This window comes from Phytobacter sp. RSE-02, from assembly GCF_040578655.1.
Classification (GTDB): Bacteria; Pseudomonadota; Gammaproteobacteria; order Enterobacterales; family Enterobacteriaceae; genus Phytobacter; species Phytobacter diazotrophicus.
On record NZ_JBEULY010000006.1, the window covers coordinates 181,939 to 196,721 of the forward strand.

At 52.3% G+C, this 14,783-nt stretch carries 12 protein-coding genes; 6 read left to right on the forward strand and 6 right to left on the reverse strand.

All coding sequences use genetic code 11. The annotated features are described in order from the left end of the window. Window positions 1-3: 3 nt before the first annotated feature. The 5 genes from caiA (at window position 4) to caiE (ending at window position 5,555) form a co-directional block, all read left to right on the forward strand. A complete protein-coding gene (gene caiA, locus ABU190_RS15020) occupies window positions 4-1,146 on the forward strand; it encodes a crotonobetainyl-CoA dehydrogenase (protein WP_079497282.1) in 1,143 nt (380 codons plus the stop codon). A gap of 60 nt (window positions 1,147-1,206) precedes the next feature. After that, on the forward strand, window positions 1,207-2,427 hold the full coding sequence (caiB, locus tag ABU190_RS15025) for an L-carnitine CoA-transferase (RefSeq protein WP_354691724.1): 1,221 nt from the start codon (window positions 1,207-1,209) through the stop codon (window positions 2,425-2,427). 72 nt (window positions 2,428-2,499) lie between these two features. Next, window positions 2,500-4,056 carry a crotonobetaine/carnitine-CoA ligase gene (caiC, locus tag ABU190_RS15030; protein ID WP_354691725.1) on the forward strand — a complete coding sequence of 519 codons (1,557 nt, stop codon included), beginning with the start codon at window positions 2,500-2,502 and terminating at the stop codon, window positions 4,054-4,056. Window positions 4,057-4,166: 110 nt separating this feature from the next. Further along, window positions 4,167-4,952: a crotonobetainyl-CoA hydratase gene (gene caiD / locus ABU190_RS15035; RefSeq protein ID WP_354691726.1), complete on the forward strand. Its 786-nt coding sequence runs from the start codon at window positions 4,167-4,169 to the stop codon at window positions 4,950-4,952. Between the two features lie 6 nt (window positions 4,953-4,958). Then, window positions 4,959-5,555, forward strand: coding sequence for a carnitine operon protein CaiE (gene caiE / locus ABU190_RS15040; RefSeq protein WP_354691727.1), 597 nt, complete (start codon window positions 4,959-4,961; stop codon window positions 5,553-5,555). Between the two features lie 41 nt (window positions 5,556-5,596). Here the strand turns inward: caiE and caiF are convergent, their stop codons facing one another. From caiF to ABU190_RS15065, 5 genes are all read right to left on the reverse strand, one after another. Continuing rightward, a complete protein-coding gene (gene caiF, locus ABU190_RS15045) occupies window positions 5,597-5,992 on the reverse strand; it encodes a carnitine metabolism transcriptional regulator CaiF (protein ID WP_110295071.1) in 396 nt (131 codons plus the stop codon). 270 nt (window positions 5,993-6,262) lie between these two features. After that, complete coding sequence (gene carB / locus ABU190_RS15050; RefSeq protein WP_079497285.1) at window positions 6,263-9,487, reverse strand: carbamoyl-phosphate synthase large subunit; 3,225 nt, start codon at window positions 9,485-9,487, stop codon at window positions 6,263-6,265. 19 nt (window positions 9,488-9,506) lie between these two features. Beyond that, entirely contained in the window at window positions 9,507-10,655 is a 1,149-nt protein-coding gene (gene carA, locus ABU190_RS15055) for a glutamine-hydrolyzing carbamoyl-phosphate synthase small subunit (RefSeq protein WP_039078307.1), read from the reverse strand. A gap of 457 nt (window positions 10,656-11,112) precedes the next feature. Further along, window positions 11,113-11,934, reverse strand: coding sequence for a 4-hydroxy-tetrahydrodipicolinate reductase (gene dapB, locus ABU190_RS15060; RefSeq protein WP_354691728.1), 822 nt, complete (start codon window positions 11,932-11,934; stop codon window positions 11,113-11,115). A 270-nt stretch (window positions 11,935-12,204) separates the two neighbouring features. Next, complete coding sequence (locus ABU190_RS15065) at window positions 12,205-12,831, reverse strand: alanyl-tRNA editing protein (RefSeq protein ID WP_354691729.1); 627 nt, start codon at window positions 12,829-12,831, stop codon at window positions 12,205-12,207. 92 nt (window positions 12,832-12,923) lie between these two features. Here ABU190_RS15065 and ABU190_RS15070 point away from each other — a divergent pair, with 92 nt between their 5' ends. Next, complete coding sequence (locus ABU190_RS15070; RefSeq protein WP_354691730.1) at window positions 12,924-13,844, forward strand: LysR family transcriptional regulator; 921 nt, start codon at window positions 12,924-12,926, stop codon at window positions 13,842-13,844. Here ABU190_RS15070 and rihC read toward each other — a convergent pair. After that, the gene (gene rihC, locus ABU190_RS15075) at window positions 13,828-14,742 is read right to left on the reverse strand and encodes a ribonucleoside hydrolase RihC (RefSeq protein ID WP_354691731.1); all 915 of its coding nucleotides are present in this window, start codon (window positions 14,740-14,742) and stop codon (window positions 13,828-13,830) included. The genes ABU190_RS15070 and rihC overlap by 17 nt on opposite strands. Window positions 14,743-14,783 lie beyond the last annotated feature (41 nt).

Consider the following 14,783-nt stretch of genomic DNA (forward strand, 5'->3'; position numbering starts at 1 on the left):
AAGATGGACTTTAACTTGAATGATGAACAGGAACTGTTCGTCGCCGGTATTCGTGAATTAATGGCCAGTGAAAATTGGGAGGCCTATTTTGCCGAATGCGATCGCGATAGCGTCTATCCTGAGCGTTTCGTAAAAGCACTGGCCGATATGGGCATTGACAGCCTGCTGCTCCCGGAAGATCGCGGTGGTCTGGATGCCGGTTTCGTTACCGTGGCGGCTGTGTGGATGGAATTAGGTCGCCTGGGTGCGCCAACCTACGTGCTCTATCAACTTCCTGGCGGCTTCAACACGGTGTTACGCGAAGGCACTCAGGAACAGATCGATAAGATCATGGCGTTTCAGGGTACCGGTAAACAGATGTGGAACTCGGCGATCACCGAACCGGGCGCCGGGTCTGACGTGGGCAGTTTAAAAACCACTTATACCCGTAAAAATGGTAAGGTTTATCTTAATGGCAGTAAGTGCTTCATCACCAGTAGCGCTTACACCCCTTATATCGTGGTAATGGCGCGTGACGGCGCGTCTGCGGATAAACCCATTTATACCGAATGGTTTGTCGATATGAGCAAACCTGGCATCAAAGTTAACAAGCTTGAGAAACTCGGTCTGCGCATGGATAGCTGCTGCGAAATTACCTTTGACGATGTTGAACTGGATGAAAAAGACATGTTCGGCCGTGAGGGTAATGGGTTTAACCGTGTTAAAGAAGAGTTTGACCACGAACGCTTCCTCGTTGCTCTGACGAACTACGGAACCGCAATGTGCGCCTTTGAAGATGCAGCGCGCTACGCCAATCAGCGAGTGCAGTTTGGCGAAACGATCGGTCGCTTCCAGCTCATTCAGGAGAAGTTTGCCCATATGGCAATCAAATTAAACTCCATGAAAAACATGCTGTTGGAAGCCGCCTGGAAAGCAGATAACGGCACCATTACCTCCGGCGATGCAGCCATGTGCAAATACTTCTGCGCCAATGCGGCATTTGAGGTCGTTGACAGTGCGATGCAAGTACTCGGTGGCGTTGGGATTGCAGGCAATCACCGTATTACCCGTTTCTGGCGCGATCTGCGCGTTGATCGGGTGTCCGGCGGTTCCGACGAAATGCAGATCCTGACTTTGGGTCGCGCAGTGCTCAAACAGTACCGTTAATCGGGTGATAACCCCATCACGCTGTGATGGGGTTCCAGGGATGCCACACAGGAGTATGTCATGAGTCATCGTTTACCAATGTCCGTGTTTGGACCACTTGCGGGTGTGCGGGTCGTTTTCTCCGGTATCGAAATTGCCGGGCCCTTCGCCGGACAAATGTTTGCCGAGTGGGGCGCAGAAGTTATCTGGATTGAAAATGTCGCCTGGGCCGACACAATTCGTGTCCAGCCGAATTATCCGCAACTCTCACGCCGCAATCTGCACGCGCTATCGCTGAATATCTTCAAAGATGAAGGCCGGGAAGCGTTCCTTAAATTAATGGAAACCACCGACATTTTTATCGAGGCCAGTAAAGGTCCGGCATTTGCTCGCCGGGGAATTACCGATGAAGTGTTATGGGAACACAATCCGAAGCTGGTCATCGCCCACCTGTCTGGTTTTGGGCAGTTTGGGACAGAGGAGTACACCAACCTTCCTGCTTATAACACCATTGCGCAAGCCTTCAGTGGTTACCTGATTCAAAATGGCGACGTTGACCAGCCGATGCCCGCCTTCCCGTACACGGCAGACTATTTTTCCGGCATGACGGCGACAACCGCAGCACTTGCGGCGCTGCATAAAGTACGTGAAACAGGCAAAGGGGAAAGCATTGATATTGCGATGTATGAAGTGATGCTGCGCATGGGCCAGTACTTCATGATGGATTATTTCAATGGCGGCGAAATCTGTCCGCGTATGACCAAAGGCAAAGACCCCTATTACGCTGGCTGTGGTCTGTATAAATGCTCGGATGGCTACATCGTGATGGAACTGGTCGGTATCACGCAAATTACCGAGTGTTTTAACGATATCGGGCTGGCGCATATTCTCGGCACGCCAGAAGTTCCGGAAGGTACACAACTCATTCACCGCGTCGAGTGCCCGTACGGCCCACTGGTGGAAGAGAAACTGGATGCATGGCTGCTAACGCATACCATTGCCGAAGTACAAGCGCGCTTCGCCGAGCTGAATATTGCCTGTGCAAAAGTACTGACCATTCCTGAACTGGAGGGTAACCCGCAGTACGTCGCCCGCGAATCAATCACCCAATGGCAAACCATGGATGGCCGTACCTGCAAGGGGCCAAACATTATGCCGAAATTCAAAAATAACCCTGGGAAAATCTGGCGCGGCATGCCGTCACACGGTATGGATACCTCCGCCATCTTGCAGAACATCGGTTACAGCGAAGCAGATATTAAGGAACTGGTAAGCAAGGGGCTGGCCAGGGTTGAGGATTAAATACGTAGCGCTAACGGGATCGTGTAGCCACCCTGTTAGCGCTTACACCTAATTTCAGTGGATAAAAGTGCGATGGATGTTATTGGCGATCAAAACTTACGTCAGATGTGGGACGACCTGGCAGAGGTCTATGGCGATAAAACGGCGCTGATTTTTGAGTCATGTGAAGGTGAAGTACAGCAATTCAGCTATACCTTCCTCAATGAGGAAATCAATCGCACAGCAAACCTGTTCAACGGGCTGGGGATCCAAAAAGGCGATAAAGTCGCGCTGCATCTGGATAACTGCCCTGAGTTTTTCTTTTGCTGGTTCGGGCTGGCAAAAATCGGTGCCATCATGGTGCCGATTAACGCCAGACTATTGCATGATGAAAGTCTGTGGATCCTGCAAAACTGCCGGGCTCGTTTGTTGGTAACCACTGAAAACTTCTATCCCCTTTACCGTCAGATTCTGCAGGAAGGTGAAACGCAGCTCAATCATATCTGCCTTATCGACCGGCAGTTCTGTGTCTCAGATAGCGCGGTGAGTGATTTTTATCAACTTAAGCGCGTCCAACCCACTACCCTGAACTCTACGCCGACGTTAAGCACCGACGATACCGCAGAAATTCTTTTTACCTCGGGCACGACCTCACGACCAAAAGGCGTGGTCATTACCCAATATAACTTACGTTTTGCGGGTTACTACTCCGCCTGGCAGTGTGCATTACGCGATGACGATATTTATCTGACCGCTATGCCCGCTTTTCATATCGATTGTCAGTGTACGGCGGCAATGGCCGCCTTTTCCAGCGGTGCCACCTTTGTGCTGCTTGAGAAATACAGTGCGCGTGCGTTCTGGAGCCAGGTGCGAAAATACCGTGCCACAGTTACCGAATGCATTCCCATGATGATTAGAACCCTGATGGTGCAACCGCCAATGCCTGCGGATAATCAGCATTGCCTTCGTGAAGTGCTTTTCTACCTCAATCTTTCCGTGCAGGAAAAAGACGCCTTTGTTGAACGTTTCGGTGTCAGGTTGCTGACATCGTATGGCATGACGGAAACGATTGTCGGCATTATTGGTGACAGACCCGGTGATAAACGGCGCTGGCCGTCAATTGGCCGCGCGGGGTTTTGCTACGAAGCGGAAATTCGTAACGATCAAAATCAGCCCCTTCCTCCCCATGAAATCGGTGAAATATGCATTAAAGGCATGCCGGGGAAAACGCTTTTTAAAGAGTATTACGAACAGCCGGACGCAACCGCGATGGCGCTGGATGCAAGCGGTTGGTTACATACCGGTGATTCGGGTTACTACGATGAAGAAGGCTTTTTTTATTTTGTCGACAGGCGTTGCAATATGATTAAGCGCGGTGGTGAGAATGTCTCCTGTGTAGAACTGGAGAATATCATTTCGACCCATCCAAAAATTCAGGATACGGTGGTTATCGGCGTTAAAGACAGTATCAGGGATGAAGCTATAAAAGCCTTTATTGTTCTTCATGAAGGCGAAACATTAAGTGCTGATGAATTTTTTTCTTTTTGCGCCAGTAATATGGCGAAATTTAAAGTACCGACGCTTGTTGAATTCAGGCGCGATCTGCCACGCAACTGTTCAGGGAAAGTCATAAAGAAAAATCTAACATAACGTATTCGGCTGAATTTATGTTCGCCGAAATAGAAATAACGTGAACACTTCATATCTTGCAGAGGCGGTATGCCTCTGCAAAGCATACACATATTTAAAAGGAGCAAAATATGAGTGAATCATTACATCTGAACCGCCATGGGCATATTCTGGAAATTACTCTCGATCGCCCCGTTGCCAATGCCATTGATGCAAAAACCAGTTTTGCCATGGGCGAAGTATTTCTGAATTTCCGCGATGATCCTGAATTACGCGTAGCAATTATTACTGGCGCCGGCCAGAAATTCTTTTCCGCGGGCTGGGATTTAAAAGCAGCAGCAGAAGGTGAAGCACCGGATGCAGATTTTGGGCCTGGCGGGTTTGCGGGATTGACCGAACTTTTTGATCTCGATAAACCGGTCATTGCCGCAGTAAACGGCTATGCCTTTGGCGGAGGGTTTGAACTGGCGCTGGCAGCAGATTTCATTATCTGCGCTGAAAATGCCAGCTTTGCCTTACCCGAAGCCAAACTCGGCATCGTGCCGGACAGCGGTGGGGTTTTACGCCTGCCTAAACGCTTACCACCCGCTATCGTCAATGAAATGGTGATGACCGGGCGGCGCATGAATGCCGAAGAAGCACTACGCTGGGGTATCGCTAATTATGTTGTCAGTCAGGAAGCATTAATGGAGAAAGCGCGCGAACTGGCACAGCAACTGCTTCAAAGCGCACCACTGGCTATTGCCGCATTAAAAGAGATAACCAGAACAACCAGTGAAATGCCGGTAGAAGAAGGCTATCGTTATCTCCGTAGCGGTGCGCTGAAACACTATCCGGCGGTCCTGCATTCCGAAGATGCGATTGAAGGGCCGCAGGCCTTTGCCGAAAAACGCTCACCGGTATGGAAAGGACGTTAATAACTCATGAGCTATTACGCCTTTGAAAGCTTGATCCCGGTCGTCCATCCAGAGGCGTATATCCATCCGAGCGCGGTATTGATTGGCGACGTCATTGTAGGGGCTGGTGTCTACGTCGGCCCTCACGCTTCGCTTCGCGGTGACTATGGCCGCCTGATTCTGGAACCAGGTTCGAATTTACAGGATGGCTGCATTATGCACGGTTACTGCGATACCGACACCGTCGTCGGTGAGAACGGACATATCGGACACGGTGCGATTTTGCATGGCTGCGTGATTGGCCGGGATGCGCTGGTCGGTATGAACAGCGTGATTATGGACGGCGCGGTCATTGGCGAAGAGAGCATTGTTGCCGCCATGAGCTTTGTGAAAGCCGGATTTATCGGGGCAGCAAGACAGTTATTGGTGGGATCGCCAGCCCGTTTCATACGTGATGTAACCGAAGAAGAGTTGCACTGGAAGCAACTTAATACCCGGGAGTATCAGGATCTGGCTATCCGCTGTCGCTCATCATTATATGAAACGCAACCGCTGCGCCAGCCAGAAAAAAACCGACCGCGGCTTAAAGGTACGACAGAGGTGAAGCCGAAATCAGCGCAATGACTTTATCGAATGGCGCACTCGCGCCATTCGATATTCGCTCATTAACGACGCAAACTTTTTGACAACATCATTTGCCATTTCTGTTCCGTCTTAAGTCCTGCTGGCAGGACTACAGGCATATGGGATGTTTTCGTGGTACTGAGCATTTTTTCCTGCGCATTATTTTTCAGCCTGGTATAGATTTGATCATCAATATTTTTTACACGCACCAGACGCTGACATTGACATCCTCTACCTTGCAGTTGATTTGGAATTGTCCTGGTCTCACAGGTAATTTCTTCTACCTCAGAAAGAATATAAGAAACCGTATTGATCGCTTTACAGTGGTCCATGTCAAAATGCCTGGCAATTTCCTTAGCGCTCACCCAACGATTTTCCGCCATCATCCAATCGGCAATTAACAAATAAAGGGGTTTTTCAACATATTCTTTACTCATAAGCACACCATTTTTACAAATTAAAAATCTTGTTATGGTCAGGCTTGCCTGAATATCAACAAAACCATTAACCATATTAAAAATACGGATAACAAGAAATAGTATGCAGGTTTGAGGATCATTAGTGTGAGCAAAATCGTGCTAGTAGCATTAGAAAAATGCGTAACAATGATTTGCACGTTCAGCACGAATGGTATGTATAAAAAAACGGCTCCTGATCAGGAACCGTTTATTTAATCGGTAATACTGTGCGCTGGTCTGCGCAGCAAGTTACGCTTTAATCTGCGCGTGCATCTCCTGAACGGAGGTCACCTTCTCGGTGGCATCGGCGTTCAGCGCCATCGCGGTAGCAAAACCACCGTTCAGCGTGGTGTCGTAATGCACTTTGTACTGCAGCGCGCTGCGGCGAATGACCCTGGAGTCTTCTATCGCCCGACGGCCTGCGGTGGTGTTGATGATGTAGGTGTATTCGCCATTCTTAATACGGTCCTGAATGTGCGGACGACCTTCATGCACCTTGTTCACCAGACGCGGGTTAATACCGGCTTCGCCCAGGACAATCGCCGTACCGTGGGTTGCATCGAGTTCGAAACCAAACTTGAGCAGCTTCGCTGCCAGGTCAACCACACGCTCTTTATCCCCTTCACGTACAGAAAGCAGCGCACGACCCTGTTTCTTCATCGTGGAGTTGCTACCCAGTTGCGCTTTAGCGAACGCTTCGGCGAAGGTACGGCCCACACCCATCACTTCCCCGGTAGAGCGCATTTCTGGCCCTAACAGCGGGTCAACGCCCGGGAATTTATTGAATGGCAGCACCACTTCTTTCACCGAGTAGTACGGCGGGATAATTTCTTTGGTGACGCCCTGCTGTGCCAGCGTCTGACCGACCATCACACGCGCCGCCACTTTCGCCAACGGTACGCCGGTGGCTTTGGAGACAAACGGTACGGTACGCGCCGCACGCGGGTTCACCTCAATCAGATACACTTCGTTATCTTTTACCGCAAACTGGACGTTCATCAGACCGCGAACCTGCAGTTCGAAGGCCAGTTTCTGCACCTGCTGGCGCATCACGTCCTGGATGTCCTGGCTCAGCGTGTAGGCTGGCAGGGAACAAGCGGAGTCGCCGGAGTGCACGCCGGCCTGCTCGATATGCTCCATAATGCCGCCAATCAGCACCATTTCGCCGTCGCAAATAGCGTCAACATCCACTTCTACCGCATCGTCCAGGAAGCGATCCAGCAGGACTGGCGCATCATTGGACACGCTCACTGCGGTCTGGAAGTAACGACGCAGGTCGGCTTCGTCGTAGACGATTTCCATCGCACGGCCGCCCAGTACATAAGACGGACGCACCACCAGCGGGTAACCAATCTCTTTCGCCTTTTCAACCGCTTGCTCAATGGCGGTGACGGTGGCGTTCGCCGGTTGTTTCAGTTTCAGACGGTCAACCGCCTGCTGGAAACGTTCACGGTCTTCGGCACGGTCAATGGCATCCGGGCTGGTACCGATAACCGGTACACCCGCCGCTTCCAGCGCGCGCGCCAGTTTCAGCGGAGTCTGGCCGCCGTACTGCACGATAACGCCTTTCGGCTTCTCGATACGCACGATTTCCAGCACATCTTCCAGCGTTACCGGCTCGAAGTAGAGACGGTCGGAAGTGTCATAGTCGGTGGAGACGGTTTCCGGGTTACAGTTGACCATGATGGTCTCGTAGCCGTCTTCGCGCAGCGCCAGCGAGGCGTGTACGCAGCAGTAGTCAAATTCGATCCCCTGACCGATACGGTTCGGGCCGCCACCCAGTACCATGATTTTATCGCGGTCCTGGTTCGGATTCGCTTCACACTCTTCTTCATACGTGGAGTACATGTAAGCGGTGTCAGTCGCGAATTCTGCCGCACAGGTGTCCACACGCTTGTAGACCGGGTGCAGGTTGTACTGATCGCGCAGCTTACGCACTTCCGTTTCGCGCACGCCTGCCAGTTTAGCCAGACGCGCATCGGCAAAGCCTTTACGCTTGAGCATACGCAGGAAATCCGCGTCGAGGCCGTTAATACCCACTTCGGCGACTTTCTCTTCCAGACGCACCAGTTCTTCAATCTGCACCAGGAACCAGCGGTCAATATTGGTCAGGTTGAAAACGCCATCAACGGACAGGCCTGCACGGAAAGCATCGGCGATGTACCAGATACGCTCAGCGCCAGCGTCTTTCAGTTCGCGACGAATTTTGGTCAGCGCTTCCGGGTCATCCAGGCTCACTTTCGGGTCAAAGCCGGTGGCGCCGACTTCCAGGCCACGCAGCGCTTTTTGCAGGGATTCCTGCTGCGTGCGGCCAATCGCCATCACTTCACCGACCGATTTCATCTGAGTGGTCAGGCGGTCATTGGCGCCAGCGAATTTCTCAAAGTTGAAGCGCGGGATTTTCGTCACAACGTAGTCGATAGACGGCTCGAAGGACGCCGGGGTACGGCCACCGGTGATATCGTTCATCAATTCGTCGAGGGTGTAACCCACCGCCAGTTTCGCCGCCACTTTGGCAATCGGGAAGCCGGTCGCTTTCGAGGCCAGCGCAGAGGAGCGGGAGACACGCGGGTTCATTTCAATAACAATCAGACGGCCATTTTTCGGGTTAACCGAGAACTGGACGTTAGAACCGCCGGTTTCCACGCCAATTTCACGCAATACCGCCATCGAGGCGTTACGCATGATTTGATACTCTTTATCGGTCAGGGTCTGTGCAGGCGCAACGGTGATGGAGTCACCGGTGTGGATGCCCATGGCGTCGAAGTTTTCGATGGAGCAGACGATGATACAGTTGTCGTTTTTATCACGCACCACCTCCATCTCGTACTCTTTCCAGCCAATCAGCGACTCATCAATCAGCAGCTCTTTTGTCGGGGAAAGGTCCAGACCGCGTTCACAAATCTCTTCAAACTCTTCGCGGTTGTAGGCGATACCGCCGCCCGTTCCGCCCATGGTGAAGCTGGGTCGAATGATGCACGGATAGCCCACGTCAGCGGCAACGGCGAGCGCTTCTTCCATATTGTGCGCGATACCGGAACGCGCGGTTTCCAGGCCGATTTTCTTCATCGCCACGTCGAAACGGCGGCGGTCTTCTGCTTTATCAATCGCGTCAGCGGTAGCACCGATCATAGTGACGCCGAACTCGGCCAGTACGCCCTGGCGTTCCAGTTCCAGCGCACAGTTCAGCGCTGTCTGGCCCCCCATGGTCGGCAGTACCGCATCCGGACGCTCTTTTTCGATGATTTTGCGTACCACTTCCCAGTGGATCGGCTCGATATAGGTTGCATCCGCCATTTCCGGGTCGGTCATGATCGTCGCCGGGTTGGAGTTCACCAGAATGACGCGATAACCCTCTTCACGCAGCGCTTTACACGCCTGCGCACCGGAGTAGTCGAACTCACACGCCTGACCGATAACAATCGGGCCGGCGCCAAGGATCAGGATGCTTTTTATGTCTGTACGTTTTGGCATGGCTCTTTTTCGCTCCTGATTATTTAGCAGACTGACGGTAAATCTCAATTAACTCGATAAAATGGTCAAACAGCGGCGCAGCGTCGTGCGGGCCCGGGCTTGCCTCAGGATGGCCCTGGAAGCTGAATGCCGGTTTATCCGTGCGATGAATCCCCTGCAGGGTGCCATCAAACAATGACTTATGCGTGACGCGCAGGTTTGCAGGCATGGAGGCTTCATCTACTGCAAAACCGTGGTTCTGTGCGGTAATCATCACGGTGTTGTTATCGATATCTTTTACCGGGTGGTTGCCGCCATGGTGACCGAACTTCATCTTCACGGTTTTCGCGCCGCTCGCCAGCGCCAGCAACTGGTGGCCAAGACAGATACCGAATACCGGAATGTCGGTCTCAAGGAATTTTTCGATTGCCTCGATAGCATAATCGCACGGTGCCGGGTCGCCAGGGCCGTTAGAGAGGAAGATACCGTCCGGATTCATTTTCAGGACATCTTCCGCCGACGTTTTCGCCGGAACGACCGTCAGACGGCAGCCTCTGTCCACCAGCATACGCAGGATGTTACGTTTTGCGCCGAAGTCGTATGCCACGACATGCAGCGGCAGTTCATCTTCGCTTTTCGCTTCCGGCAGTTCGCCTTTCAGTGTCCAGCTCCCCTGCGTCCAGCTATATGGCTCGGCAGTCGTCACTTCTTTCGCCAAATCCATCCCGTTCAGCCCCGGGAAGCTTTTCGCTTTCTCCAGCGCCAGAGCGGCATCCAGATTGTCCCCGGCGATAATGCAGCCATTCTGTGCGCCTTTTTCACGCAGCAGACGCGTCAACTTACGGGTATCAATATCGGCAATCGCCACGATGTTATGGCGTTTCAGGTATGAAGAGAGGTCTTCGGTATTACGATAGTTGCTGGCAATCAGCGGCAGGTCGCGAATGACCAGGCCTTGCGCATGTACCTGAGAGGATTCTTCATCGGCGGCATTGGTGCCGACATTACCAATATGGGGATAAGTAAGGGTGACGATTTGGCGGGAGTAGGAAGGATCAGTGAGGATTTCTTGATAACCGGTCATTGAAGTATTGAAAACGACTTCCCCAACCGCCGAACCTGTTGCCCCTATGGCCCGACCGTAAAACTGGGTTCCGTCTTCCAGAACCAATAGCGCTGACTTAATCAAAACACCCTCCAGAGAATATTCACTCACTTTATTTGCATATTAATTCAATTATAAGCCTCGAATCAATGCAAATTTGCGTAACCGCGAATTTTTTGCAAACGGCGGCATTCTGGAGACATGAAGGGTAAAAGTCAACTCATAGCGCATCTTTTTCATGTCTTTTTGCGCCCCAGAAAAGAATAGCACGATTTAGAGGGCAAAAAGATCACATTACCGGAGGAAGGAAAACGCTTGCGTCGCCATAAAACTGGTTTTACGGGCTTAGCTCTAGTAGAAAGTGGACCAAACGGTCAAAATTTACATTTCAGCAACCATAATGAGACGGAAGATAGGCATTAATAGAGGTTTAAAAGGGCGCAACACATAAAATAAGGAAAAATAAAAGGGCAATAAAATATTGCCCTATGCAATCAATGCATTACGACTGCAACAACCACATCACGATGGGTAATAACTTTTACAAATTGTTCAGATCCAGCACATCCCGCATGTCAAAAAGGCCGGCTTCTTTGTTTTTTAGCCATAAAGCAGAGCGAACAGCGCCATTGGCAAACGTCATTCGGCTTGACGCTTTATGGCTAATTTCAATGCGTTCACCGATATCAGCGAACATCGCTGTATGTTCGCCGACAATGTCGCCCGCGCGAACGGTAGCAAAGCCAATTGTGCCTGGTACACGCTCGCCGGTATGGCCTTCACGTGCATAAACCGCACAACCTTTTAAATCTTTATTCAATGCCTGGGCAATAGACTCTCCCATAGCCAGGGCGGTTCCTGACGGCGCATCCACTTTATAACGGTGATGTGCTTCGATGATTTCTATATCGGTGTAATCCCCCATCACCTTCGCCGCTTTTTCCAGTAGCTTAAGCATTACGTTCACGCCAACGCTGAAATTCGCCGCAAAAACAATGGCAATCTCTTGCGATGCCTCGCGAATTGCCGCTTTGCCTGCATCATCAAAACCGGTGGTACCGATAATCATCCCTTTGCCGTGCTGGCGACAAAACGCCAGATGAACAAGGGTTCCCTCCGGACGGGTGAAATCGATCAGTACATCAAAATCGTCCTTTACCGCCTGCAGATCGCTGCTCACGGTAACGCCTGTCGTACCCACGCCAGCGAGCTCTCCTGCATCGCTGCCCAGCAGGGAAGAACCTTCGCGCTCCAGCGCTGCGCCAAGCGCGACGCCATCCATCTGCTGGGTTGCCTGAATTAACTGGCGGCCCATACGCCCGCCGGCCCCCGCGATGGCTACGCGGATTTGTGCATCATGCATAGTTGTACTCTTTTGTTAATGAAATGCTGAAAATCGTTCTCAGATTAACCAGCCCGCGTCGGGGCTACCAGCCGAAAACACCGATAATTAGAATTAAATGATAAACAGCGGGAAATATCAGTAAAAGACATGTGTTCGCATGTTGCGAATTGAATAGCAAAACCCACAGAAGACACTGATCATCGGTATGCTAAGAAGATTTTTCACTACAGCGATGCGTTACCACCTCGTCTTTTGCTACATGACAACGCACCGCGCGTCAGCGAACGGTCAGCGTTCGTCCACTGTATAGCTGACCACGAGCTGACCTTTTTTCATTTTGACATTGGTAAGTGTGATGAGCCCGATTTCACGCAGTGCGCTGACATGGGTACCGCCGCAACCATAGGCAGACAATTCGCCGAAGCGAACGTGCCGCTTTCCTTCGGAAAAGCCGATGTGTCGCGGCAGATTTTCCTCCATCCAGGCACTGATTTTCGCCGTTAACATCTCCGCAGTGAGAGTCCCGTTACCGCTAAAAGTAATGCGCCCCTCACCTGGCCAGTGATGGGCTTTTACAGGCTGCCAGCCGAATGTTTCACCTGCACAACCAATCAGATGTCCGGCCGAATGCCAGCGTGCATGAAGATGACGTAATTCACCGTCGACACTGAGCGTGACCGGGCCTGGCGCGACCGGCGTGGCGGTGCGATGCCATACCGTATCACCGTCGGCGAAAACGCGTTGTATGGGCACGCCGTCGATGGTTCCGCCATCAGAGGGCTGACCGCCTCCCTGTGGGTGAAAGAGCGTGGCATCCAGTTCAATCACATAACCGTCCTCCCCATCGGGAATACATTGCACAACATTGGCCTGGCCCTGTGTCTCATCACTGGTGTAGTAATTTCGTGTTGTCATCTTCTTCCTCCTGATTACACGACCAGTATATTATCTTCACTGACTTTTATAATCCGTTGCGCTCTCAACACACTTTTGCCTGGCAGACACAAATGAATACCACCCTACTTCCCGATCTCGCGACCTTTGTTCTGATTGTCGATCAGGGCAGCTTCTCTGCCGCCGCCCGTGTTTCCGGCGCGACACCATCTGCAATGAGCCGCTGCGTTTCACGCCTTGAGCAGGCGCTGGGTAATAAATTACTGCACCGCACAACGCGCAAACTGCGGCTGAGTGAGTCCGGGCGTAGCGTGTACGAACATGCGCAAATGATGCTCGACGCCGCCAGACAGGCAATGAATGCTGGCAGCAGCGTGCAGGATATTGCGCAAGGCCCCCTGACTATCAGCGTGCCCAAAGCCGTTGGGCGATTTGTTATCCACCCCCTCATGCGCGAATTTCTGGTCCGTTATCCGCAGGTTGATGTACGGCTGCGTCTGGAAGATCGGTATATGGATTTAATTGATGATGGCGTCGACCTGGCGCTGCGCATTACCGACTCGCCTTCTCCGGGCCTGCACGGTAAGCCGTTAATACCGATTAAACATCTGATTTGCGCCACGCCGGAATATCTGCGTCAGCACGGCACACCCGAGAAGCCGGAAGATTTACGCCAGCATAGCTGCATCAGTCTTGGCGAAACGCCAGCAGACTCACGCTGGAAATTTCGTAAGCGTGGCAAAAGCGAAACCATTCAGACCCACGGACGCTATGCCGCTAACCACACCGGTGTGCGCCTCGATGCGGTGCTAAACCATCTGGGGATAGGCAGCCTGCCACTGTTTACCGCAAGTGCGGCACTGGCGCGAGGCGAGGTAGTTCAGGTGCTACCAGACTGGGAATTTATTAGCGACTATTCCGGGCAGCTCTGGCTACTGTGGTCGTCAGGAAAGCATATGCCCGCCAGAATGCGGGCAATGATTGATTATTTAAGTGAGAAGATGCCGCAGGTCTCGCTTACGGCGCCTTACTGAGTACGTCCGCAACCCAGGCGCGGAATGCATCAATATTTATGCCCAGGGCCACCTGCGCATTCGCGGGTTTCCCCAGACGGCCTTCAATGTCCACCACAGTCGTGCCCGCCGTGTACGTGCCCTGGGTTTCCACCGCCACAAAGCAGGATTTCAGGGTAAAAATGTCCGGGCGCACCAGCCAGGCAATCGCGCAGAGATCGTGCATCCGTAGCCCGGTCGCCATACTGCCGCTGCGGTAGTGGCTAAACAGGGCATGCAGCATTTTCCCGGTTTGATTTCCGGCAGGCAGCATGGACAGATAATCCGGGGTAAGCGTTGCATGGTTAGTCACATCCAGACCGCACATCACAATCTCCAGCCCGCTTTCGAAGACACGCGCGGCCGCCTCCGGGTCAATGGCGATATTAAATTCGGCGTTCGGCGTGAAGTTACCGCGTCCGGCAGAGCCACCCATTATCACCAGACGACGAATGTTGAACTGACATTCCGGGTAGTGGGATAACAGCAGGGCAATGTTGGTCAACGGGCCAATCGCTACCAGTGTGACCGGCTCCGGTGAGGCCATGAGCACATCGCGGATAGCCTGAAACGCTGGCTTTGCCAGCGGCTGGCGCTGATGTTCAACAAAGTTATAGCCTTCCATGCCAGATTCACCGTGGACACTTGCCGCATCGCGCAACGGGCGCAGCAACGGCGTCGCCGCACCTTTCGCAACCGGGATATTGGCATTCCAGAAGTGAAGCAATTGCAGGGCGTTACGGGTGGTTTTCTCCAGCGAGACATTACCTGCGACCGTGGTCATCAGTTTGAGATCAAGCTCAGGAGCAAAAAGCGCAGCGGCAATGGCAGCCGCGTCGTCAATACCAGGATCGGTGTCGAGAATAATCGGCAGGCGCATACATCCTCCATAAAAAATGCCAGGCGTCAGGCCTGGCATCT